The 22,747-nt window shown below is 68.2% G+C and carries 20 protein-coding genes; 9 read left to right on the forward strand and 11 right to left on the reverse strand.

Annotated elements, in window-relative coordinates:
* Nucleotides 1–28 precede the first annotated feature (28 nt).
* The 3 genes from ACZYZ3_RS00530 to ACZYZ3_RS00540 all read left to right on the forward strand — a co-directional run bounded on the left by ACZYZ3_RS00530 (nucleotide 29) and on the right by ACZYZ3_RS00540 (nucleotide 3,435).
* Nucleotides 29–1,585 (forward strand): circularly permuted type 2 ATP-grasp protein, encoded by a 1,557-nt coding sequence (locus ACZYZ3_RS00530; RefSeq protein ID WP_463961921.1) that lies wholly within the window; start codon nucleotides 29–31, stop codon nucleotides 1,583–1,585.
* A 75-nt stretch (nucleotides 1,586–1,660) separates the two neighbouring features.
* Nucleotides 1,661–2,587, forward strand: a complete 927-nt coding sequence (locus ACZYZ3_RS00535) for an alpha-E domain-containing protein (RefSeq protein WP_226762129.1) — start codon at nucleotides 1,661–1,663, stop codon at nucleotides 2,585–2,587.
* Nucleotides 2,584–3,435: a transglutaminase family protein gene (locus ACZYZ3_RS00540; protein WP_463961922.1), complete on the forward strand. Its 852-nt coding sequence runs from the start codon at nucleotides 2,584–2,586 to the stop codon at nucleotides 3,433–3,435. The genes ACZYZ3_RS00535 and ACZYZ3_RS00540 overlap by 4 nt, the downstream gene beginning before the upstream one ends.
* Before the next feature lie 85 nt (nucleotides 3,436–3,520).
* Here ACZYZ3_RS00540 and ACZYZ3_RS00545 read toward each other — a convergent pair whose 3' ends face one another.
* A complete protein-coding gene (locus tag ACZYZ3_RS00545) occupies nucleotides 3,521–4,009 on the reverse strand; it encodes a pyridoxamine 5'-phosphate oxidase family protein (RefSeq protein ID WP_463961923.1) in 489 nt (162 codons plus the stop codon).
* A 178-nt stretch (nucleotides 4,010–4,187) separates the two neighbouring features.
* Between ACZYZ3_RS00545 and ACZYZ3_RS00550 the strand changes: the two genes are divergently transcribed.
* Entirely contained in the window at nucleotides 4,188–5,879 is a 1,692-nt protein-coding gene (locus tag ACZYZ3_RS00550; RefSeq protein WP_463961924.1) for a GAF domain-containing sensor histidine kinase, read from the forward strand.
* Between the two features lie 33 nt (nucleotides 5,880–5,912).
* Here the strand turns inward: ACZYZ3_RS00550 and ACZYZ3_RS00555 are convergent, their stop codons facing one another.
* Complete coding sequence (locus ACZYZ3_RS00555) at nucleotides 5,913–6,662, reverse strand: response regulator (protein ID WP_463961925.1); 750 nt, start codon at nucleotides 6,660–6,662, stop codon at nucleotides 5,913–5,915.
* A gap of 368 nt (nucleotides 6,663–7,030) precedes the next feature.
* Between ACZYZ3_RS00555 and ACZYZ3_RS00560 the strand changes: the two genes are divergently transcribed.
* Nucleotides 7,031–7,483: a universal stress protein gene (locus ACZYZ3_RS00560; RefSeq protein WP_463961926.1), complete on the forward strand. Its 453-nt coding sequence runs from the start codon at nucleotides 7,031–7,033 to the stop codon at nucleotides 7,481–7,483.
* A gap of 63 nt (nucleotides 7,484–7,546) precedes the next feature.
* On the opposite strand, the gene ACZYZ3_RS00565 is transcribed toward ACZYZ3_RS00560, so the two are convergent.
* The 3 genes from ACZYZ3_RS00565 to glgC form a co-directional block, all read right to left on the reverse strand.
* Complete coding sequence (locus ACZYZ3_RS00565; RefSeq protein ID WP_463961927.1) at nucleotides 7,547–8,017, reverse strand: pyridoxamine 5'-phosphate oxidase family protein; 471 nt, start codon at nucleotides 8,015–8,017, stop codon at nucleotides 7,547–7,549.
* 88 nt (nucleotides 8,018–8,105) lie between these two features.
* Complete coding sequence (locus tag ACZYZ3_RS00570; protein WP_463961928.1) at nucleotides 8,106–9,569, reverse strand: SDR family NAD(P)-dependent oxidoreductase; 1,464 nt, start codon at nucleotides 9,567–9,569, stop codon at nucleotides 8,106–8,108.
* Nucleotides 9,570–9,635: 66 nt separating this feature from the next.
* Nucleotides 9,636–11,057 carry a glucose-1-phosphate adenylyltransferase gene (gene glgC, locus ACZYZ3_RS00575; RefSeq protein WP_463962168.1) on the reverse strand — a complete coding sequence of 474 codons (1,422 nt, stop codon included), beginning with the start codon at nucleotides 11,055–11,057 and terminating at the stop codon, nucleotides 9,636–9,638.
* A 96-nt stretch (nucleotides 11,058–11,153) separates the two neighbouring features.
* On the opposite strand from glgC, the gene glgA reads away from it, so the two are divergent.
* Entirely contained in the window at nucleotides 11,154–12,359 is a 1,206-nt protein-coding gene (gene glgA / locus ACZYZ3_RS00580; RefSeq protein ID WP_463961929.1) for a glycogen synthase, read from the forward strand.
* 93 nt (nucleotides 12,360–12,452) lie between these two features.
* Here glgA and ACZYZ3_RS00585 read toward each other — a convergent pair whose 3' ends face one another.
* Together ACZYZ3_RS00585 and ACZYZ3_RS00590 are read right to left on the reverse strand one after the other, a co-directional pair.
* A complete protein-coding gene (locus ACZYZ3_RS00585; protein ID WP_463961930.1) occupies nucleotides 12,453–14,597 on the reverse strand; it encodes an acyl-CoA dehydrogenase family protein in 2,145 nt (714 codons plus the stop codon).
* Nucleotides 14,594–15,358 (reverse strand): TetR/AcrR family transcriptional regulator, encoded by a 765-nt coding sequence (locus tag ACZYZ3_RS00590; protein WP_463961931.1) that lies wholly within the window; start codon nucleotides 15,356–15,358, stop codon nucleotides 14,594–14,596. The genes ACZYZ3_RS00585 and ACZYZ3_RS00590 overlap by 4 nt, the downstream gene beginning before the upstream one ends.
* A 61-nt stretch (nucleotides 15,359–15,419) precedes the next feature.
* On the opposite strand from ACZYZ3_RS00590, the gene ACZYZ3_RS00595 reads away from it, so the two are divergent.
* The 3 genes from ACZYZ3_RS00595 to ACZYZ3_RS00605 are packed head-to-tail and all read left to right on the forward strand — an operon-like array spanning nucleotide 15,420 to nucleotide 19,129.
* The gene (locus ACZYZ3_RS00595) at nucleotides 15,420–16,856 is read left to right on the forward strand and encodes an acetyl-CoA C-acetyltransferase (protein WP_463961932.1); all 1,437 of its coding nucleotides are present in this window, start codon (nucleotides 15,420–15,422) and stop codon (nucleotides 16,854–16,856) included.
* A 9-nt stretch (nucleotides 16,857–16,865) separates the two neighbouring features.
* Entirely contained in the window at nucleotides 16,866–18,221 is a 1,356-nt protein-coding gene (locus tag ACZYZ3_RS00600) for a 3-oxoacyl-ACP reductase (protein WP_463961933.1), read from the forward strand.
* Complete coding sequence (locus ACZYZ3_RS00605) at nucleotides 18,218–19,129, forward strand: MaoC family dehydratase (RefSeq protein WP_463961934.1); 912 nt, start codon at nucleotides 18,218–18,220, stop codon at nucleotides 19,127–19,129. The genes ACZYZ3_RS00600 and ACZYZ3_RS00605 overlap by 4 nt, the downstream gene beginning before the upstream one ends.
* A gap of 98 nt (nucleotides 19,130–19,227) precedes the next feature.
* On the opposite strand, the gene ACZYZ3_RS00610 is transcribed toward ACZYZ3_RS00605, so the two are convergent.
* The 4 genes from ACZYZ3_RS00610 to ACZYZ3_RS00625 all read right to left on the reverse strand — a co-directional run bounded on the left by ACZYZ3_RS00610 (nucleotide 19,228) and on the right by ACZYZ3_RS00625 (nucleotide 22,662).
* Nucleotides 19,228–20,265 (reverse strand): FUSC family protein, encoded by a 1,038-nt coding sequence (locus tag ACZYZ3_RS00610; protein ID WP_463962169.1) that lies wholly within the window; start codon nucleotides 20,263–20,265, stop codon nucleotides 19,228–19,230.
* A gap of 160 nt (nucleotides 20,266–20,425) precedes the next feature.
* Complete coding sequence (locus tag ACZYZ3_RS00615; RefSeq protein ID WP_463961935.1) at nucleotides 20,426–21,490, reverse strand: glutathione S-transferase family protein; 1,065 nt, start codon at nucleotides 21,488–21,490, stop codon at nucleotides 20,426–20,428.
* 9 nt (nucleotides 21,491–21,499) lie between these two features.
* The gene (locus ACZYZ3_RS00620) at nucleotides 21,500–22,279 is read right to left on the reverse strand and encodes a M50 family metallopeptidase (protein WP_463961936.1); all 780 of its coding nucleotides are present in this window, start codon (nucleotides 22,277–22,279) and stop codon (nucleotides 21,500–21,502) included.
* A complete protein-coding gene (locus ACZYZ3_RS00625; protein ID WP_463961937.1) occupies nucleotides 22,276–22,662 on the reverse strand; it encodes a TraR/DksA family transcriptional regulator in 387 nt (128 codons plus the stop codon). The genes ACZYZ3_RS00620 and ACZYZ3_RS00625 overlap by 4 nt, the downstream gene beginning before the upstream one ends.
* Nucleotides 22,663–22,747 lie beyond the last annotated feature (85 nt).

Consider the following 22,747-nt stretch of genomic DNA (forward strand, 5'->3'; position numbering starts at 1 on the left):
CGCAACAAAAAGGTGATTGTCTAATGACATGTCTGACCTATTCCAGGATTACTCCGTGGCCGCCGAACGCTCCGGCGCCTACGACGAGATGTTTACCCCCGAGCAGCACCCCCGGCAGTCCTACGGGCAGGTTGCCGAGGCCCTGCGGGAACTCTCGCTGGCTGATGTCACCGCCCGCGCCGATTCGATGGCCCGGACTTTCCTGGACCGCGGTGTCACGTTCGACTTCGCGGGGGAGGAGCGTCCCTTCCCGCTCGACATCGTTCCCCGCGTCATCCCGGCCGATGAGTGGACCGTGCTGGAGAAGGGCGTGGCGCAGCGCGTCCGGGCCCTGGAGGCGTTCCTCAATGACGTCTACGACAAGATGACCGTGGTCGCCGACGGCGTCATCCCGCGCCAGCTCGTCACCACGAGCGCCCACTTCCACCGCCAGGTGCATGGTTTCGAACCCGCCGGCGGCGTCCGCGTCCATATCTCCGGCATCGACGTTGTCCGCGACGCCGCCGGGACGTTCCGGGTCCTGGAGGACAACGTCCGCGTCCCCTCCGGTGTCAGCTATGTCCTGGAGAACCGCCGAGCGATGGCCAAGGGTCTGCCCGAGGCCTTCGGCCAGCAGCTCATCCGGCCGGTCGAAGAGTATCCCCGCCGGCTGCTGTCCGCCCTGCGCAAGACGGCACCGACCGGCGTCGACGACCCCACCGTCGTGGTCCTGACCCCCGGCGTCTTCAACAGCGCCTACTTCGAGCACACCCTGCTCGCCGGCCTGATGGGCGTGGAACTCGTCGAGGGGCGCGACCTCATCTGCCGCGGCAACCGTGTCTACATGCGCACCACCGCCGGTGAACAGCGAGTGGACGTGATTTACAAACGCATCGACGACGAGTTCCTGGATCCGCTGCAGTTCCGCGCCGATTCCATGCTCGGCTGCCCGGGCCTGGTCAACGCGGCCCGCGCCGGGGGCGTGACCATCGCGAACGCCGTGGGCAACGGCGTCGCCGACGACAAGCTCGTCTACAGCTACGTCCCGGACCTGATCCGCTACTACCTCAATGAAGAACCCGTGATCGCCAACGTGGACACCTTCCGGCTCGAAGAAAAGGAAGCCCGGGAAGAGGTCCTGGACCGACTCGGCGAACTGGTGGTCAAGCCCGTGGACGGGTCCGGCGGCAAGGGCCTGGTGATCGGCCCGGACGCGACCAAGGACGAGCTGGAGGCCCTGCGCAAGCGCGTCATCGCGGACCCGCGCGGCTGGATCGCGCAGCCGGTGCTGCAGCTGTCCACGGTTCCCACGCTCAGCGGCGACAGGTTCGGCCCGCGGCACGTGGACCTGCGCCCCTTCGCCGTCAACGACGGCGACGACGTGTGGGTCCTGCCCGGCGGCCTGACCCGGGTGGCGCTCAAGGAAGGCTCCCTGATCGTCAACTCCAGCCAGGGCGGCGGCTCCAAGGACACCTGGGTGCTTGCGGATTCCCCGGAGGTTCCGGTGGAGGCCCTGCCACGCCCGGCCATCACGGTCCGCGAGCGGGTCTCGGTCTGGCCCGTCGAGAGCAACTGGCGTGACAGCCAGAAGGAGCAGCAGCAGTGATCCGCGGCACCGTGTCGATCATTGTTCCGCCGACCTATTCTTTTCAGATTTCCGATGCGCTGGAGGTAACCGCGAATGCTTAGCCGTATCGCCGAGTCATTGTTTTGGATCGGCCGCTACGTGGAACGGGCTGACGGCACTGCCCGGATCCTCGACGTCCACCTTGAGCGGCTCAACCACCTGCCGATGGAGGAACAGCGCAGCGTGGCGCAGGAACTCCTCGCCGTCATGGGCGCCCGGGCGCAGAGCGAGGATTTCGGCCTCCCCGAACTGCTGAACGCGCTGGCGTACGACAAGCAGAGTGCCACGTCCATTGCCGGTTCGCTGGGCGCGGCGCGGGAGAACGCCCGGCGCGCCCGGGAAACCGTGTCGTCCGGGCTCTGGGAGAGCCTGAACACCACGTACTACGGGCTCAACCAGCACCGCAAGGATGTCGTTGGCACCTACCGCTTCTGCAACTGGGTGCTGGAACGCACGGCCATGGTCAGCGGGCTCGCGGACACCACCGTGAGCCACGACGAGAGCTGGCAGTTCCTGGTCCTGGGCCGCTCGCTGGAACGCGCCGACATGACCGCGCGGATGCTTTCCACCCGGGACGTCCTCTCCGCGGGCATGTCGTGGGTGAACATGCTCCGCTGCGCCGGGGCCTACGAGTCGTTCCTCCGGACCCGCCGCGCGGCTTTCGGCGACCAGCACGCCGCCGAATTCCTGCTGCTGGACCGGTTGTTTCCGCGGTCCATCGTGTACGCGCTGCGCGACGCCGACGAGTGCCTCGCCATGCTGGACCCCTCGGCCCAGCGAGTGGGCTTCATCAACGACGCCCGCCGGATCGTGGGCCAGGCCCGGACGTTCCTTGAGTTCCACCGCACCGATGACCTCATGTCGGAACTGCCGGAGCACATGGAGCGCGTGCAGAAGGCCGTCTCGCAGGCATCGGACGCCATTTCCCGTAAGTACTTCAATCAGGCAGACGAACTGGCCTGGGTGGGAGAAGTTTCATGACCCGGCTGAGCATCATCCACAAGACGGCGTACAAGTACAACAAACGCGTCACGCTCTCCTACAACGAGGCCCGCATGACCCCGCTGACGGATCCCCAGCAGGTGGTGCTGGAATCCTCCCTGAAGGTCTCGCCGTCCCAGGCCGCACTGAGCAGCTACCGCGACTACTGGGGCACCCGCGTCACGGCCTTTGACATGCAGATGCCGCACGAGCACCTCGAGGTCCTGTCCACCACCACCGTCGAGGTGCACCGGGCGGAAAGGATCCCGGCAGAGGCCGACATTGCCGGCTGGGACGTCCTCAACGCACCGGAGACCCTCAACAAGTTCAGCGACTGGATCCCGCAGTCGCAGCTCACCGGGCCGGGCGCCGAGGTGCTGGGGATCATTCCCGGCGTCGTCGAGGGCCGCAACCCGCACGAGGCCGCCCTGGCCGTCTTCGACTGGATGCGCGGCGAAATGACCTACATGAAGGGCTCCACCGGCGTCACCACGAACGCCGAGGAGGCCTGGAACCAGCGCCAGGGCGTCTGCCAGGACCTGGCACACCTGGCCATCGGCGCGCTGCGCAGCCGGGGCATCCCCGCCCGCTACGTGTCCGGCTACCTGCACCCGCGGTCGACGGCGGAACTCGGCGAGACGGTCGCCGGGCAGTCCCATGCCTGGCTGGAATGGTGGGACGGCGAATGGCGCAGCTGGGACCCGACCAACCACAAGCCGGCTGGAGACTTCCACGTGACGGTGGCGAGGGGCCGGGACTACCGCGACGTGCCTCCGCTCAAGGGAATCCTGTCCGGCGGCGGCGGTTCCGCCCTCAGCGTGAGCGTAGAGATCACCCGCCTGGCCTGATTCCCGGATGCGCTATCACTTGCAGCTGTTCCGGGGGCCCCGGAACAGCATTGTCTGAAAGCGCATCCGGGGGTCAGCCGAGGGGCTATTCGAGTCCGGAGCGGGTGGCGTCGTCCAGCGGTGTCCACCAGGTCAGCGGGGGGACCACCTTGAACCGACGTCCCGTCACGGTTTCCGGGGTGATCCTGACGAAGTGCTCCTTCTTGCCGGCCTGCCACGGGAACAGCAGCAGCCCCACGGTGTCCAGGACCTCCTGCTGGTTCTGCACCGCCGCGGCCTGTCCCTTGATCACCACACTCCAGGCGATGCCGCTCTCGGCGTCAACGCCGTCCGCCTCCACCGCCACCGGGGTGTCGGACGTGGCCGCCTGGAGCTTGGTGCCGTCCGCCGTGCGGAACACCAGGGTACCGTGGTCCACCTTGTAATTGATCGGGAAAATGTCGGGATGGTCGTCCACCCAGACCGCGAGCCTGCCCACGCTGACGCTGCGTAACAAACGCCAACATTCGTGATGGTCAAGGTTTTCAACTTCGTGTGCCGGCTGGGTTTTTCCCGGCTTCGGATCAGTACTCATGCCGGCGAGCCTACGCCAGCCACGCGGCGACGGGGTAGGGGAGAAGGTCACAATCCGAAGCAATATCCTCCGACGTCCGGGGCCTTTGCCGCCGCTTCGGGGTATTCTGGCATCACTATCGTCAGCGCGGACGATTGTTGTGTTTGTTGTACTGAATTGGGGCTTGAGCATGCATTCAATGGGGGAACGACCAGACCAGACCGCCACTGAGCCACAACCCATGATCGACGGTGTCCTCAGGGGCTTCGTTTCCAGGGCCGAGGAACTGCTCCAGTCCCAGGAACGGATGGCCGGGCTGCTGGAGGCAGTCGTCGCCGTCGCCGAGGACCTCAGCCTCGATGCCGTGCTGGAACGCGTGGTGCAGTCCGCCTGCCGATTGCTCCATGCGCGCTATGGCGCCTTGGGCGTCATCGGCGACGACCGCGCGCTCAGCCACTTCATCACGGTCGGCATCGATCAGGAGATGGCCCACCGGATCGGGCCGCTGCCCACAGGCCACGGAGTACTGGGCCTCCTGATTTCCGATCCCCGCCCCCTCCGGCTTCATGACCTGCACAACCATCCGGAATCCTACGGTTTCCCGGCGAACCATCCCCCCATGAAGTCTTTCCTCGGCGTCCCCGTGCGGGTGCGGGACGTGGTCTTCGGGAACCTCTATCTGACAGAAAAAGAAGACGGCAGCGACTTTACGGCCGAGGACGAGGGCCTCGCCGTGGCCCTGGCGGCCGCCGCGGGCGTCGCCATTGAGAACGCCCGTCTCTACGATGACGCACGGCGCCGGGCCCGCTGGCTGGAAGCCTGCATGGACGTCTCCGGGCTGATGCTCAGCAGCGACCGCGACTACACCTCCGGTGGGCTGGATCCCATCGCGAGCCGGGCCTTGCAGGAGTCGGGGTCGCAGCTGGCCCTGCTCGTGGCGCCCGCCGCCGACGGCTACGGGCATATTGTCGCCGGCGCCGCCGGCGAGCGCAGTCCGCTGTTTTCCGGCCGTTCGCTGAGGCTCGATTCGCCGTTGCTGGAAAGTGTCCTGGACGGCGGCGAGCCCGTGGTGCTTGAGCACGCTTCCGACCTTTTCGGCGGGATCGACGGCGGGATCACCGGCCCGCTGCTGGCGGTTGCCCTGAGCACCCAGGGAGCGCACCACGGGCTCCTGCTGCTGATCCGGGACCCGAACGCACTGCCCTATGCCCGTACGGACATCGAGATGGGGGCCGTCTTCGGTTCGCATGTCGCACTCGCCCTGGAACTCGCCCGCGTCCACCGGCTCCGCGAGGAGCTGCTGGTCTTCACCGACCGGGACCGGATCGCCCGCGACCTGCACGACCTCGTGATCCAGCGGCTGTTCGCGGCCGGTCTCAGCGTCCAGAGCCTGACCCGCTTTACCAAGGATGAGCTCGCGACCGAGCGGATCCGGAACATCACCAACGAGCTCGACGAGGCGATCCGAAGCCTGCGGGACACCATCTACTCGCTCAAGAGCAGCAGCGGCGAAACAGAACTGCTCAGCGGACGGATCCGGCGGGTCACGCGGAGTTCGGCGAAATCGATGCCCTTCACGCCGCGCCTGATCATCACCGGCCCGGTGGACGCCGTCACCCCGGACAAGGCGGACAATGTCGTGGCCGTGGTTTCGGAGGGGCTCAGCAACGCCATTAGGCATTCGGGCGCGGACACAATTTCTGTGTCGGTGGGCGTGGTCAAGGGCCGGGTGACGGTGGTCATCACGGACAACGGAGCCGGCTTCGCCGAACCCGAAAAACGCAGGGGACTCGCCAATCTCGAAGACCGCGCCCGGATGCTCGACGGCGAATGCACCATCACCAGTGCGCCGGACGCCGGCACGAGCCTTGAGTGGTCGGTGCCGCTCTAGCCGCCGGCGCCGGCAGGCACAACCATCACGACGTCAACCTGCGGACCCTGTGCGGCTGGCTGACACTATGTGGCCGGTTTGTTTCGGCATGGCTCCGGGCGCCATCGGTGAGGCGGGCCCGGCGATGAAAACAGCGGCCTGGGTCCGGCGTTCGAAGCCCAGCTTGGCCAGCAGGGACGAAACGTAGTTCTTGACTGTCTTCTCCGCGAGGAACATTTCCGCAGCGATCTGGCGGTTTGTGAGCCCGCCGCCCACCAGTTCCAGGACCCGGCGCTCCTGCGGCGTGAGGGAGGACGTCCGGGGGTCCACCTCTTCAGCCTCGACAAGGCTGTCAACGACTCCCGCCGCGACGCCCTCCGCGAAGAGAGACTCGCCGGCGGCCGCCCGGCGCAGTGCCCCGATCAGGTCGGTGCCGCCGATTTCCTTGAGCACATAGCCGCTTGCGCCCGCCAGCACGGCGCCGCGCAGCGCCTGTTCGTCATCGAAGCTGGTCAGGATGATGCAGTTCAGCGACGGGTCAACCGAGCGCACGTCCCGGCAGACCTCAATCCCGGTCCCGTCCGGCAGCCGGGCGTCGAGAACACTGACGTCCGGATGGAGCGCCGGAATACGGCGGGTCGCCTCGACGGCGGAGCCCGAACTCCCGACCACCAGGAAGCCCTCACCCTCGAGGAGTTCCTGAAGACCGCGCCTGACGAGCTCGTGGTCATCCAGGATGAAAACCCGGATAACGGCCGGCGCTCCGTCGGGTGCAGTGAGACCTGCGTCTGCCCAGGCAATCATGATTCTCCTGTCCGGCGGCTTTCGCTGCCATGAATGGTGAGGTGCTCCCCAGCCTGATTTTCGCAGATGGCGCCTGCGGGTCGTGCCTGTTAAGTCCATTGGGAGCTGGCCCAGGTGCCGCCGTCGCTGCCGACGTTGCCGCCTGGCCCCGTTGATACATTGTCCCCTTGAAACATTGTCCACGCCGGGAACCCGTTCCGTCCCGGCGACTGCAATTCTTCTCCGTGTCCAGGGCCCCGGCAAGGGTCATTGGTCCCGCCGGGACCCCGCCGGCGGGCTGTCGCCGATGACTTTCGGCCCTAGCTGCTTCCGCGGCCCGCACGGCACTATAGGCGGGACGCGACAGCCGTATGACGAAAGGATCTGCCATGACCGAAGCCAGGGACATCAGGACCATTGTGGTGGGGGTTGATGGTTCCGATGCGTCGGTGGAGGCGCTCCGCCAGGCCCAAAGCCTTGCCGTGCCGCTCTCGGCGTCGCTGGTGGCGCTGGCCAGCTGGGACGTTCCTCCGGTGTACGACGGTTACGTCGCGATGGGAATCGATGACTTCGACGTCCGTGCCGGGGAAATCCTTCAGGAGACGGTGGAGAAGGCGTTCGGGGCGGAGACCCCCGCCAACGTCGAGAGCCGCCTCGTCCAGGGACACCCTCGGCACACCCTGATTGAGGCCAGCAAGGACGCCGACCTGGTGGTGGTGGGACGCCGCGGGCATGGCGGCTTCGGCGGGATGCTGATCGGATCCGTGAGCTCTGCCCTGGTGGCCCACGCCCATTGCCCCGTCCTGGTCGTCCATTCCCCGGAAGTGAAGGCCGCCAAGTAGGCACCGCCCGGCCGCTCGATTGAACGGCGTCCTGACCGAACGAAGCCTTATTCGAACGAAGCCTTATTCGAACGAGGCCCGGCGGGGATCGGAGAGTCGGGTGCTCCACAGGTCCGGGTTGTTGACCTTGAACCGGCGTCCGGTCAAGGCCTTGGGGGAGAGCCGGACGTAGTAGTCCTTGTTTCCGGGCTGCCACGGTTCAAGCAGCAGGGCGTCGACGGCGGCTTTCTCCTCCGGGCTTTCAATCAGCACGGCCTCGCCGCGGGCAACCACGCTCCAGGCCTGCTGTTCGTGGGAGTCATAGCCATCGATTTCGAAGGCGATGGGTTTGGCCGTCATCGCCGCCCACAGCTTGGTGCCCCCGGCGGTGCGGAACACGATCGAGCGGCGCTCGAGCGCGTAGTTCACCGGGAAGATCTCCGGATGCCCGTCCACGATCATGGCGATCCGCCCCACAACCTCGGTGTCCAGCAGCACCCAGCACTGGTCGATGGTCAGTCCGAAATCGGGCGCAGGCGTCGTCTCTGTGTTCATGTGGACCCACGTTACGTTCTGGCCCGTGACCCCATTAGGGCCATTAGGCCTGTAGCCCCCGCCAGCCGTCTCTGGTAGCGCCGGACGCCTACCAGGGGCTCGGCTTGTAGTCCTTCAGAAAGACGCCGGACTGGTCCTCGCCCGACTCGCCCATGACGATCGGATCGTACACCCGCGCGGCCCCGTCAACCAGGTCCAGGGGGGCGTGGAAGCCCTCCTCCATCAGCCGGACCTTCGTGTAATGCGGGCGCTCATCCGTGATCCAGCCGGTGTCCACGGCCGTCATCAGGATGCCGTCCTCGTCCAGCATTTCCTGGGCGCTGGTCCTGGTCATCATGTTCAGCGCCGCTTTGGCCATATTTGTGTGCGGGTGCCCGGGACCCTTGTAGGCGCGGGAGAACTGGCCTTCCATGGCGCTGACGTTGACGATGTACTTGCGCCGGGCGGTGGAGCGCTTCATCGCCCCGCGGAGCCGGCTGACGAGCAGGAACGGTGCGGTGACGTTGCACAGCTGAACTTCGAGCATTTCGAGGGGATCCACCTCGTCGACCACCTGGGTCCAGCTGTTGATGCTGGCCAGGTCGGGAACCAGGCCGCCGGCGTCGATGGCGGTGCCGGCAGCGATGCGCTCCAGCGAGGCGGAACCGGTGGAGAGCGCCAGCGATGTGATCGCGTCCCCGGCCAGCACCGGATGCTCCAGGACGGTGCTCGCCAGGGCGAGCGGGTGCTTGTCGTGGGCGTGGCCGAAGGTCACCAGTTCCGGGCCGCCGTTGGCCGCCTGGAGGGCCGCGGGGAGCGGCTCGTCCTCGGCGTCGACCAGGGGCTTATACGCGTTCCCGGACCGTCGCACGGTCTGGGCGGCGTTGTTGATGATGATGTCCAGCGGGCCGGCGGCGTCGAGGGAGTCGGTGAGCGCCATCACCTGCGAGGGATCGCGCAGGTCAATGCCGACGATCCGCAGCCGGTGCAGCCATTCGGCGCTGTCCTCCATCGCGGCGAAGCGACGCGCGGCGTCTTTGGGGAAGCGGGTGGTGATGGTGGTGTGGGCGCCGTCGCGGAGCAGCCGCAGCGCGATGTACATGCCGATCTTCGCCCGGCCGCCGGTCAGGAGGGCGCGGCGTCCGCTCAGGTCCGTCCGGGCGTCGCGCTTGCTGTGGCTGAAGGCGGCGCATTCCGGGCATAGCTGGTGGTAGAAGGCGTCCACCTGGGTGAAGTGCTGCTTGCAGATATAGCAGGGCCTGGACTTAATCAGGTGCCCGGCGACGCTCCCTGTCGTGGAGGGGGCGAGCTTGTTGCCGCGGGTTTCGTCGTCGATCCGGTCCGGGGCCGCCGTCGCGGTCTGGGCGATCACGGCGCGGTCGGCTTCGGCGATCAGGTCCCGCTTGCTGACCCGGCGGTGGCGCTTGACGGCTTTGAACATCTTGCCGGTGGCCCGGCGCACCGAAACGTAGTCCGGGTGCTCCTCGTCGTAGACGTGGATGCTGTTCAGGACCTTCAGGCAGGCCTGGATTTCCTCGGGGGTCAGATCGGGGGGCAGATCGGGGGAGCTCATTGCCCCAATTTTACAGCCTGCGGGGAGCCCGGCCCGACGCCGGGTCCGGACTCCCGCTGCGGCGGTTCAGGCCCAGGGGCCGTTGCTTGACTGCGGAGCCGAGACGCCGACGGCGGCGGCCTGGACTTCCGCCACCTTGTCCACGGATTCCCGCAGGGCGGGCCAGTGTTCCGTGGCGGCCTTGACCGCGTCCGGCACCAGGATCAGGTTGGCGGCCGACAGGGCGCGCTCCTGCTCCCCGGGCTCCGGGACGACTTGCCCCTTGGACAGCACGGTGATGCCGGAATCGGTGACCTTGAAGCCGCGGGCCCGGTCCAGCTCGTGGTCGAGCCCGATGGCGGCGCCCGCCGGGACCTGGACGTTCTTGTCGATGATGGCCCGCTTGACGACGGCGCCTTCACCGATATTGACCTTGTCCATCAGCACGGAGTCGAGCACCCGGCTGGATGTGCCGACATAGACGTCGTTGGAAAGCACGGAGCCTTCGACGATGCCGCCGGAGATCACGGTGCCACTGGCAACGATCGAATCCAGCGCCGTGCCGACCGTGTTTTTCACCCCGCGGACGAACTTGGCCGGCGGGGAGATGCTCTGCCGCGTGTAGATCGGCCATTCCGAGTTGTAGAGGTTGAAGACCGGCACGGGCGAGATGAGGTCCATGTGCGCGTCGTAGAACGAGTCGATGGTGCCGACGTCGCGCCAGTAGGTGCGGTCGCGCTCGGTGGAGCCGGGGATCTGGTTCAGGGTGAAGTCATAGACCCCGGCCTCGCCCTTGTCGACGAAGTAGGGAATGATGTCCCCGCCCATGTCGTGCTTGGTGTCCAGCCGTTCCGCGTCGACGTGCAGGGCCTCGACGAGGGCGTCGGCGTCGAAGACGTAGTTGCCCATGGACGCGAGGAACTGGGTGGGGTCGGCGGCCAGCCCCGGGGTGGAGGACGGCTTCTCGACGAAGGCGGCGATCCGCTCCGGGTTGTCCTGGTCCACTTCGATCACACCGAACTGGTCGGCCATGTGCAGCGGCTGGCGGACGGCCGCGACGGTGGCTTTGGCGCCGCTGGCGACGTGCTGGTCCACCATCTGGGCGAAGTCCATCCGGTAGACGTGGTCTGCGCCCACGACGACGACGATGTCGGGGTTGGAGTCGTGGATGAGGTTCAGGGACTGGTAGATGGCGTTGGCGCTGCCGAGGAACCAGCTCTTGCCCACCCGCTGCTGCGCGGGGACCGAGGCGATGTAGTTGCCCAGCTGCGTGGACATCCGCCAGGTTTCGGAAATATGGCGGTCCAGGCTGTGCGACTTGTACTGCGTCAGGACGACGATCTGCAGATAGCGGGAATTGACCAGGTTCGACAATGCAAAGTCTATGAGCCGGTAACTTCCGGCGAACGGGACGCCGGGCTTGGCCCGGTCCGCCGTCAGTGGCATGAGCCGGTTTCCCTCGCCACCTGCGAGAACAATGGCCAATACTTTCTTATTCGGCATGGTGATCGCTCCTGAACGCCTTTGTACTTCCCCAAAACAGTCCGGCACGCCCGAACGTCTTCACACTAGATCAGTTCCACCGTAACGACTACCTTGGGGTTTGTGCGTATAGACATTGTGACCAAAGAATTCCCGCCCGAGATTTATGGCGGCGCCGGGGTCCACGTGGCCGAACTCAGCAGGGTGCTCGCCCAGCACGTGGATCTGCAGGTGCGCGCCTTCGGCGCGCCCCGTGAACCCGGGTATCACGGCGCCACGGTGACGTCCTACGCCGTGCCCGAGGATCTCGGCGGGGCGAACGCCGCACTGCAGACCCTGGGGGTGGACCTGCGGATCGTTCCGGACATCGCCGGCGCGGATGTGGTGCATTCGCACACCTGGTACGCCAATATGGCCGGGCACATCGCCTCGCTGCTGCACGGCATTCCGCATGTGCTCAGTGCCCACAGCCTGGAGCCGCTGCGCCCGTGGAAGGCCGAGCAGCTCGGCGGCGGCTACGCACTGTCCTCCTGGGTGGAAAAAACCGCGTACGAGGCCGCGGCTGCCATCATCGCCGTGTCCGAGGGGATGCGCCAGGACATCCTCCGCAGCTACCCCGAGGTGGACCCGGCGAAGGTCAAGGTGGTGCACAACGGCATCGACGTGAGCCTCTGGAACCGGGACGAGGGCGAGGACGTCGTCCGGGCCCTCGGGATCGACCCGGACCGGCCCAGCGTCGTCTTCGTGGGCCGCAATACCCGCCAGAAAGGTGTGCCCTACCTGCTGCGCGCCGCCGCCAAGCTGCCCGACGGCGTCCAGCTGGTGCTGTGCCTCGGCGCCGCCGACACCCCCGAACTCGCGGCCGAAACCGCCCGCCTGATCGAACAGCTGCAAACCCAGCGCAGCGGGGTGATCCTGGTGGAGCGGATGCTGCCGCGCAACGAACTCATCCAGGTCCTCAGCCACGCCACAGCGTTCGCGTGCCCGTCCATCTACGAGCCGCTCGGCATCGTCAACCTGGAGGCCATGGCCTGCGGCGCCGCCGTCGTGGCCAGCGCCACCGGCGGGATTCCCGAGGTTGTCCAGCACGGCGAGACCGGACTGCTGGTGGACATCGAGCAGGTCACGGACGGGACCGGCACTCCGCTGGATCCGGAAAAGTTCGTCACCGAATTCGCCGCCGCGCTCACCGAGGTGGTGTCCGATCCCGACCGGGCCCGGGCCATGGGACAGGCCGGCCGGCGCCGGGCCGAGGAGCACTTCTCCTGGGAATCCATCACCGAAACCACCCTCGAGGTCTACCGCTCGGTGCTCCCCGAGGGGTCCTGACCCCCTGGTCCCGAAGAACAGACGACGACGGCGCCGCCCCGGCTCAGGGGGCGGCGCCGTCGTCGTCTGCGCGGTCGTCGAATTACAGCCGGGTCAGGCGCCGGAGGCCCTGGTCCCGGGGCCCTTGCGCGCCAGCAGGATCTTCTCGTCCACCGGAGCGTCGCCGCTGGCGCGCTGGGTGCGGAAGTACCCGCGGGCCTCGTCCTGGCGGAGCTTCTCGGCGCCAGTGGCGATCTCGGCTCGGAGGTGTTCCGGGCCGAACCCGAAGGCGTCGACCAGGTCCAGGGCGTGTGGGCGGATCTTCACGAGCAGGCGGTTGATGTAGTCGCCCACGGTCCGGGCGCGCTGCATGGAAAGCCGGCCGTTCATCAGGTACCAGGACAGGTTGTCCTCGATCAGGGACAGCCCGAAGAGGTCGCGCAGCCAGGTCAGGACCTTCCTGGTGCCCGGGTCCGTGACCTTGCCCAGCGCTTCGGTGAAGGCCTCCCACTGCAGCAGCTCGGCATGCGCCTGGGCCGCTTCGATGAGTTCGTTCTGGTGGCTGTTAAACAGTGCCGCCCCCTGCTGCTGCGGCAGCTTGTTGGCGCCCTTGAGTGCCGAGCCGACTTCGGCGACCATGGTCTGCACCCGGTCGGTCAGCAGGGCGCGCTGGCTTGCCTCGTCCTTGATCGCGATGGCGGCCTTCTGCACCGACCCGGAATCCGCCATGAACTGAGCGACACCGCGCAGGCCGGTCCGGTGGATGGCGGCGCCGGTGGCCTGGCCGACCACGTAGCGGGTCAGCACACCGAAGTTCACCGTGCGGAATTCCTTGGCGTAATCGGCCAGCAGCCGCTTGGCGACCAGCTGCAGCAGGACCGTGTTGTCACCTTCGAAGGTGGCGTACACGTCGAGGTCGGCGCGCAGCGAGGCGAAGCGGTTCTCAATCAGGAAGCCGGCGCCGCCGCAGGCTTCGCGGCATTCCTGCAGGGTATCGAGTGCGTGCCAGGTGCTGAGCGGCTTGAGCGCGGCCGCGAGGGTTTCCAGGTCCTGGCGGTCCTCGTCCGTGTCGGCCCGGCCTGAGAAGACGTCGTCGAACTTCTGCAGCAGCTGTTCACTGGCGAACCCGGCGGCGTAGGTGGTGGCCAGGCGGGTAAACAGGCGGCGCTGGTGCCGCTGGTAGTCCAGCAGCACTTCCTCGTCGGTCTGCGAGGAGGCGTTGAACTGGCGGCGTTCGGTGGCGTACTGGATGGCCGTTTTCAGGGCCAGCTTCGACGCGGTGACGGCGGCGCCGTCGAGCGAGACGCGGCCCTGGACGAGGGTGCCGAGCATAGTGAAGAAGCGGCGGCCCGGGCTGGCGATGGGGGAGCTGTAGCTGCCGCCGGCGTCGACGCTGCCGTAGCGGTTCAGCAGGTGGGTGCGCGGGATCCTCACCTGCGTGAAGTGCAGCCGGCCGTTGTCGATGCCGTTGAGCCCGCCCTTGACGCCGTCGTCCTCGCCGCCGATGCCCGGCAGGAATTCCTTCGTGTCCGGGTCGCGGAGGTCCATGTAGAAGGCGTGGACGCCGTGGTTGACACCCTGCGTCACCAACTGGGCGAAGACGACGGCGGCGACGCCGTCCACGGCGGCGTTGCCGATGTAGTCCTTCCACGCAGCCCGGAACGGTGTGTGCACCACGAATTCCTCGGTGGCGGGGTCGTAGGTGGCGGTGGTGGCAATGCTGGCGACGTCCGAGCCGTGCCCGGTCTCCGTCATGGCAAAACAGCCGGGAATATCCAGGTTCATGATGCCAGGCAGCCACTGCTGGTGGTGCTGCTCCGTGCCGAGGTGGTTCACGGCGGAGCCGAACAGTCCCCACTGGACTCCGGCCTTGATCTGCAGCGAGGGGTCGGCGATGACGAGTTCCTGGAACCCGGCCACGTTGCCGCCGTGTTCATCGGCCCCGCCGACGGACACCGGGAAGGCGCGGTGCACGGCGCCGTTGTCCACCAGGATCTTGAGCTGTCCGAAGGCGCGGCGGCGGTGCTCGGTGTGGGTCAGCCCCTCCGTTTTGTGCAGTTCCGGCTGGCCTGCGAGTGTCCGTGCGGTGCGGCGGGTGTCGGCCCACTTGCCCAGCAGCAGCTCGCCGAGCGCGGCGACGTCGACGGCGGGAGCCGCGGCAGGCGGGGCGCCGTGCGTGGACACCGGGCGGGGGGATGCCGGCGTCCTGGCAGGGACGGTGGCGGGGGAGCCCGCGGGGCGGTCGGCTAGTTCGGTCATGTCGATTCCTTCGTTGGTTCTGACAAGGTCGGTGCTGAAGTTGGTGGAGAAGTCGGTGGTGCCGTGCGCAGTTCCGGGGCGATGCCGAGGCACAGCCAGTCGGTGATCTGGCGTGCCATAGCCGCCTGGTCGGGTTTTTCGGGGGACGCCGGACTGGCCAGCCACTGTTCGCCGGCGTTCCGGACGAGGCCGATGGCCGCGTTCGGCCAGTAGCCGATTACGGCCTCGCGCCCGGCCGAGTCGCCAAGGTGGCTGCGCATGGGCCGGGCGATCATATTGCTGATCGACGCGAAAAAATGGCCGAGGGCTCCGGCGGTGGCGATGGTGCCGCCCGCGGCGTCGCCGGGGGTGTAGCGCGTGACGAAGGTGTACACATTGGGGCTGGTTTCGGCCATCTGCAGGTACGCGGACACCATCGCCAGCAGTCCCTCGCGGGGCGTCTGGGCGCTTTGGGCCGCTTCCTGGATGCGGCGCTGCATCTGGCTCAGCACAACTTCGCCGACGGCCTGCTGGAGCCCGGCCTTGTCCCCGAAGTAGCGGTAGAAAACAGACTTGGAGGTACCGGCCGCGGCGGCAATGTCCTCCATGGACGCATCGCTGCCCAGCCGGTGCACGGCCTTGCGGGCTGATTTGATCAGTTCCCGGCGGCGCCCTTCACGGTGGGACTGCCAGCGCGAGGCGCGGCCGTCCACGCTGCCGGCACCGGCAGCGGCGGAGCCTGCCGCGCCGCCGCCGGGAAGATCAGTCTGGGGGATGTTCACGATACCCAGCGTATCAGGTACGCTGGGTATCGGTAACCGCTTTGATCAAAGGAGACAGCCCATGTCCGTCAACGGACAGTCCGCACCCGGACCCAAGGAATCAACTACCCCGGCGGCGCCCGGGACCGTCACGGCAACCGCCTCCCCTTCCGCGGCAAGCGTCGCCGCAGGCGCCGCAGAACCGACAGGGCGGACAATGCCGGTGCTCCGCAAGGCGGTCATCGTTGGCGGCAACCGCATTCCCTTTGCCCGCACCGGGGGCGCCTACACCAAGTCCTCCAACCAGGACATGCTCACCGCGGCCCTGGACGGGCTCATCGCCCGGTTCGGGCTGCAGGACGAACGCATCGGTGAGGTGGCCGCCGGGGCGGTGCTCAAGCACTCCCGTGACTTCAACCTGACGCGCGAGGCCGTACTGGGCTCCGCGCTCTCCGCCGAAACCCCCGCCTACGACCTCCAGCAGGCCTGTGCCACCGGGCTGGAAACGGTCCTTGGCCTCGCCAACAAGATCAAGCTCGGCCAGATCGACTCGGCGATCGCCGGCGGCGTCGACTCCGCCTCGGACGCCCCCATCGCCGTGAGCGAGGGCCTGCGCGAGGTGCTCCTTGACCTGAACCGGGCCAAGACGCTGCCGCAGCGGCTGCAGGCCCTGAGCCGCCTCCGGCCCAAGGACCTGGCCCCGGACGCTCCCAACACGGGCGAACCGCGCACCGGACTGTCTATGGGCGAACACCAGGCGCTCACCACGGCGCAGTGGAAGATCACCCGGGAGGCCCAGGATGAACTGGCCTTCAACAGCCACCGCAACCTCGCCGCGGCCTACGACGCCGGCTTCTTCGATGACCTGCTCACCCCCTACCGCGGCCTCACCCGCGACTCCAACCTGCGGGCCGACACCAGCCTCGAGAAGCTGGCCACCCTCAAGCCCGTCTTCGGCAAGAACCTGGGCTCCGCGGCCACCATGACGGCGGGCAACTCCACCCCGCTCACTGACGGCGCCTCCACCGTGCTGCTCGCGGCCGAGGACTGGGCGGACGCCCACGATCTGCCCAAGCTGGCCAGCGTCGTCGACGGTGAGGCGGCCGCGGTCGACTTCGTTCACGGCAAGGACGGCCTGCTGATGGCTCCGGCCTTCGCCGTGCCGCGGCTCCTGGCCCGCAACGGGCTCAGCCTTGACGACATTGACTTCTTCGAGATCCATGAGGCCTTCGCCGGTACCGTGCTGAGCACCCTGGCCGCCTGGGAGGACGAGGAATTCGGCCGCACGCGGCTCGGCCTGGACGGAGCCTTCGGCAGCATCGACCGGTCCAAGCTCAATATCAACGGCTCCTCCCTCGCGGCGGGCCACCCCTTCGCGGCCACCGGCGGCCGGATCGTCGCCTCGCTCGCGAAAATGCTGCACGCCAAGGGCCACGTTGACGGCCGCCCGGCCCGCGGGCTCATCTCCATCTGCGCCGCCGGCGGCCAGGGCGTCGTCGCTATTCTTGAAGCACACTAGGGGGATCCGATGACCGACAAATACACCCAATTCGTGAGCCAGGGCCCGGGCAGGGACCTTGCCAGGAAACTCGGGCTGCCCCAGCCGGTGGTACTGCGCCGCCACCAGCCGGGCCAGCCGCTCGTGAGCGGCCCCGTCCTGGTCCAGGGAGACGGCAGCGGCGCCGATGCGCTGGCCTCGACGCTCCTGGCCTGGAACCTCGACGTGCGCCGCCACGCCGTGCCCAGGGAGAAGCTCGGCGCCATCATCCTCGTACTGGATGAGCTGGCCCGTCCGGAGGACCTGGAAAAGCCGGTGCTCACCGCTGCCACCTCACTGCGGGACCTGGCAGCCAACGCCCGCGTCATCACCGTCTCCCGCGCGGCGGCGGACGCTGCAAATCCGGACACTGCGGACCCGGCCGCCGCGGCAGCACGCCAGGGAGTGGACGGGCTCCTGCGTTCGCTGGCCAAGGAGCTCCGTGCCGGTGCCACCGCCAACGGCATCCTGCTCTCCGACGGCGCCAGCACCACCAGCGCCAGCACCCTGGGCGCGCTTCGGTTCTTCCTCTCCGGCCGGTCCGCGTTCGTCGACGGGCAGTTCCTCACCGTCAGCTCCGCCGAAGGGCAGCTGCCGGCCGACGCCGAGAGCCCGCTGGCGGGGAAGGTCGCCGTCGTGACCGGAGCCGCGCGCGGAATCGGCGCCGCGATCGCGCGCACCCTCTACCGCGACGGCGCTACGGTCGTCGTCGTCGACATCCCGGCGGCCGGCGACCACCTTGCCGCCGTGGCCAACGAGGTGCACGGCACGGCTCTGCAGCTGGACATCAGCCGCGCGGACGCCGGGCAGCGGATCATCGACCACGCCGTGGAGCGTCACGGGCGGCTGGACATCGTGATCCACAACGCGGGCATCACCCGGGACAAGCTCCTCGCCAACATGGACCAGGGCCGCTGGAACTCCGTGATCGCGGTCAACATCGCGGCGCAGCTGCGGATCAACGAGGCCCTGCTCGCATCTGAGCATTTCCGGAGCTCCCCGCGGATCGTGTCCGTCGCCTCAACCAGCGGCATCGCCGGCAACCGCGGACAGACCAACTATGCCGCATCCAAGGGCGGGGTGATGGGCATGGTCCGGGCCACGGCTCCGCTGATCGGCACGCACGGGGGCTCCATCAACGCCGTCGCCCCGGGCTTCATCGAGACGGAGATGACCGCGAAGATCCCCTTCGCTACCCGCGAGATCGCCCGCCGGCTGAATTCCCTGCAGCAGGGCGGCCGGCCGGGCGACGTCGCCGAGGCCATCGCGTTCCTGGCCAGCGACGCCGCCGGGGGTATCTCCGGCGAGGTGCTGCGCGTCTGCGGGCAGAACCTGGTGGGGGCATGACCCTTTCGCAGCCTGTCATCCTGGGGGAGATGCCGTCGCTGTCCAAGCTCTACGTCAACGCGGCGGCCACCGCCGCCCGCCGCCGGGTGCTCGGCACCCAGGCGGGCGACGGGCTCCCGGGGGCACGGCACGAGGTCCGCAGCGTCAAGGCGTCGGTGGAAAACCTCACCGCGTACCAGCACCTGATCGGCGAGACCGCGAGCGATGTCCTGCCGGCCGGCTTCATCCATGCGCTGACGTTCCCGCTGGCCATGAGCGTGATGAACCGGGATGACTTTCCGCTGCCGCTGCTGGGAATGATCCACCTGCAAAACCAGGTCGTGCAGTCCGCGCCCCTCCGGTTCACCGAGGCCCTTGACATCCAGGCGTGGGCAACCAACCTGCGGGGGCACCGGTCCGGCACCCAGCTGGACCTCGTCGCGGAGGTGCGCCGGGCCGGGGAGGACACCGTGAGCTGGCGCGGTGTCTCCGGTTACCTGGCGAAAGGAGTGTTCCTGCCCGGCATCGACAAGCCCACGGCCGCTCCGGCCGCGGCGGACTTCTCGGCGCCGGATCCGACCGCGCTGTGGCAGCTGGGCGTCGACACGGGCCGGGCCTACGCCGCCGTGTCTGGCGACTTCAACCCGATCCACCTGAGCGTGCTCTCGGCCAGGGCACTGGGCCTGCGGCGGTCGATTGCGCACGGCATGTACCTGGCGTCGAGGGCCCTCGCGGACGTGGGGGCCGCCAAGGGCGATGCCTTCAGCTGGGATGTGGCCTTCGAGGCGCCGGTGTTCCTGCCGGCCCGCGTGGCGCTGGATATCAGCACCAGCCAGGACACTGACGGGGCGTGGCAGCGCTCGGACTATGTGGCCTGGAATTCGCGGTCCGGACGCAAGCATTTCAGCGGGTCGGTGGCCGCGCTCTAAACTCTGCCGGCCGTACTGGGCCACGGCGGTGTCTTTCCCGGAAAGGGGAGGGCACCGCCGTCGTCGTCTGTCGTGTCTGGTCTGCGGGGAACCCCGCGCTACGCCCTGTGCGCGGAACCCTTCACCACGCGCAGCATCCGGTGCAGGCTCAACAGGATCGATTCGACGGCGCTGGGGGCCTCGGTTGCCGCTTCCCCGGCGCCAACGCGTACCGTCAGCGCCCTGACGGCGGCGTCGGCTTCCTCGCTCAGCTCCGACTGCCGGTCCGGGCTCTGCTTTTCGACGGACTCCAGGACGTCGCCGACGGCGGCCATGGCATCGGCGAGGGGCGAAGCGTAGTCAGCCGGCACCTCAAAGGGTGTGTCCTTGGCCCAGATGACGTCCGAGAGCACCTGCGTCACGTCCTGGACGTGGAAGGTGATCCGTTCCAGGTCGCGGAGGTTGCGGTAGTCCAGCTCGATGTCCCGGGGATGGAGCCGGCGCCGGGGGTTGGCCCGCCGGCTGGCGTCCGCTTTCTCCACAGCCAGCCGGACGGAACGCGCGGATGCCTCGAGGGCGCCGGACCGCTGGGACCAGTCCTCGTGTTCCGGCGGCCAGCTCTCCTTCAGCGCCTTGGCCATGTCCCCGAGCTGCCGGGCGAGCGCGAGGCGCAGTTCGGCGATGCTGAGCTCGGCGGCGCGGAAGTGCAGCGGCGGGAACACCAGCAGGTTCACGAGGATGCCCACCGTGACCCCGGCGGCCATCTGGAGGAGGTAGCCGAAGGAGAACTGGTCCGGATTGTGGCCGCCGACCAGCAGGACCAGGAGCGCCGCCGTCGGGATCCAGTCCCGGCCCGCGCCGATCTTCGGGAGTCCGGCAAGAACGACGCCGAAAGCCATCACGACTCCGACCGTCAGCGGCGTCGGGCTGCCGAGAATGAACAGCACAAAGGCCAGCCCCACCCCGATAGCGAGACCCGCGAGCGTCTGCACACCCTGCTTCATGGACCCGGCGACGTTTTCATACATCGCCACCAGGGCACCCAGCGGGGCGTAGTACGGGTACTCGGCCGCTGAGCCGGGCATAAACGGGGCGACCGCGAAGGCAATGCCCGCGGCCAGCCCTGCCTTCAGGGCCAGCTGCAGCCGGGGCCACAACAGCGCCGCCCGGATGTTGCCGCCCACGATCCCCCGGAGCCGCCGGGGCAGGGAGGGGCCGACGGTGTGGGCGGCCCGGTCTGTAGTTGTCACCCGGACCACCCTAGGGCGGGGCCGTTGCTGCGACAACTGGACGAACCCCGGCCCGGCGCCCTACGGCCTAGTCCGCGCCGTGCCCCGGAGCGACTTCCTCCCCGGCCCGGACCGGGCCCGGCGGCGTCCCCCCGCCGAAGGGGCGTCCGCCGAGGGCGTCGCGGCCGTGGGCGGTCAGCCAGTTGCCGAGCTCCGGCCCGGCAGGAACGATCCCGGTGGGGTTGATGTCCTCGTGGACGAGGTAATAGTGCGCCTTGATCTGCACGAAGTCGGTGGTGTCGCCGAACCCCGGGGTCTGGAACAGGTCGCGGGCGTAGCCCCACAGTGCCGGCATCTCACTGAGTTTCTGCCGGTTGCATTTGAAATGCCCGTGGTAGACGGCGTCGAACCGCGCCAGCGTCGTGAACAGCCGGACATCGGCCTCGGTGATGGTGTCTCCCACGAGGTAGCGCTGCCCGCTGAGGCGCTCCTCCAGCCAGTCCAGGGCGGCCCAGAGCCGGCCGTAGGCGGCATCATAGGCTTCCTGGGCGCCGGCGAAACCGCAGCGGTACACGCCGTTGTTCACCTCGGTGAAGACCCGCTTGTTCACCGCGTCGATCTCCGCGCGCAGTGCCTCCGGGTAGAGGTCCGGAGCGCCGGGGCGGTGGTACGCGGTCCATTCAGTCGCGAAGTCGAGGGTGATCTGCGGGAAGTTGTTGGTCACCACCTGGCCGCTGGCAACGTCGACGATGGCCGGCACGGTGATGCCGCGGGGATAGTCCGGGAACCGGCGAAAGTAGGACTCCTGGATCCGTGCCACGCCGAGCACCGGATCCCTGCCGTCCGGGTCCAGGTCAAAGGTCCAGGAACGTGCATCATGGGTGGGGCCAGGCTGGCCGAGGGAAATGGCGTCCTCGAGGCCGAGCAGCCGCCGCACGATCACGGTCCGGTTGGCCCACGGGCAGGCGCGGGCCGCGATCAACCGGTAGCGTCCCGGCTCCACCGGCCAGCCGGGCTCACCGTTCCGGCCGGGGGCGCCGTCGCGGGTGATCCGGTCCTCGATGTAGTTGGTGTCCCGGTTGAACTCCGCACCTCCGGTGACGTAGGCACCCTTAGTGCTGAATCCCGGGTCGTCCCTATGTGTTGTGCTCATGGACCCAGCCTATGCCGGGGTGCCGCCCCGTCCGGGCACCGAAAGCGGCGGCAGGGTTGCGAACACCTGCGACATCGGCTGCCAGGCCACCCACCAGGCGGCACCGACGACGGCCGCGAACAGCAAGATCCAGACGGCGGCAGGAATGCGGGTGGCCCGGGAGAGGAGGTACGCGTCCGACGTCGCCAGCCGCTCCCGCCGCTTCAGGTGCACGTTGGCCAGCTTGCCGAGGTCCCGGACGGCGGCGACGAGGAGTGCCAGGCCAAGCACGATCATGACATGGCCGTTGAATTCGGGCGGGACGAACAGCACCAGCAGGGCGGCTGCCAGGACCGCGGCGGCGGTGATCAGCAGTCCGATGCCGTTGCGGATGAACAGGAATGAGGCCAGCAGGATGAGGGTCGCGGCTGACATCGCCGCCGGCCCCCACCCGTTGAAGCCGCACCAGACCATCGCGGCGCCGACGACAGCCGGCACCGGGTATCCCCAGAACGTGGACCAGACGGCGGCCAGGGGTCGCCGGCTGAAGGTGGTGGTCGTGCCCGAGTGGTCCAGGCGCAGGTGGATGCCGCCGAGGCGTTGCCCGGTCATGAGCGCGGCGAAGGCGTGGCCAAGTTCGTGGGTGACGGTGGCCAGCAGCCCGAAGTAGCGCCAGGTCACCCGCGGCAGGGAGAGCGCGACGGCCAGGAGGATGACCAGGGCCAGTTCAGTGCCGGTGACGTGCGGGACGGGGGAGTGGGTGAACCCGGCGACGATCCGGTTCCACCAGGTCTCGGCAGCGTTGGTCATGCTCTTGTTCGGCCCGGAGTTCCGGCGGCGCCCGCCGGTCCGGCACTGTGCCGGATGCAGTACTGGGTCCAGGGCCGGGCCTCCAGCCGGCCCTCCGCGATGTGTTCCCCGCACCCGGCGCAGATGCCGTAGGTGCCGGCATCGATCCGTTCCAGGGCCGCCTCGATCTGCGCGAGGCCCTTGCTGCTCTGCTCCAGCAGGGCAGAGGCCTGGGAGAGCTCAAACGCGATTGTCGCGCCCTCCGGATCGTGTTCGTCGTCGACATTGGAATCTCGCCGGGCGGCGTTCACCGAGGAGATGTCCCTGCGAAGCGCGGGGAGGAGCACAAGTTTCCGGCGGCGCTCCTCCTGGAGGAGGATCCGGAACCGTTCGACGTCGACCATAGACTGCAAGGCTAGCGCGGACGCCGCGGCCGAGTCTAAAGCCGGCGGCGAAGTCCGCGGCCGGCCGGCGTCACCTGGCCGGGCC

It is taken from the genome of Pseudarthrobacter linnaei (assembly GCF_055412825.1).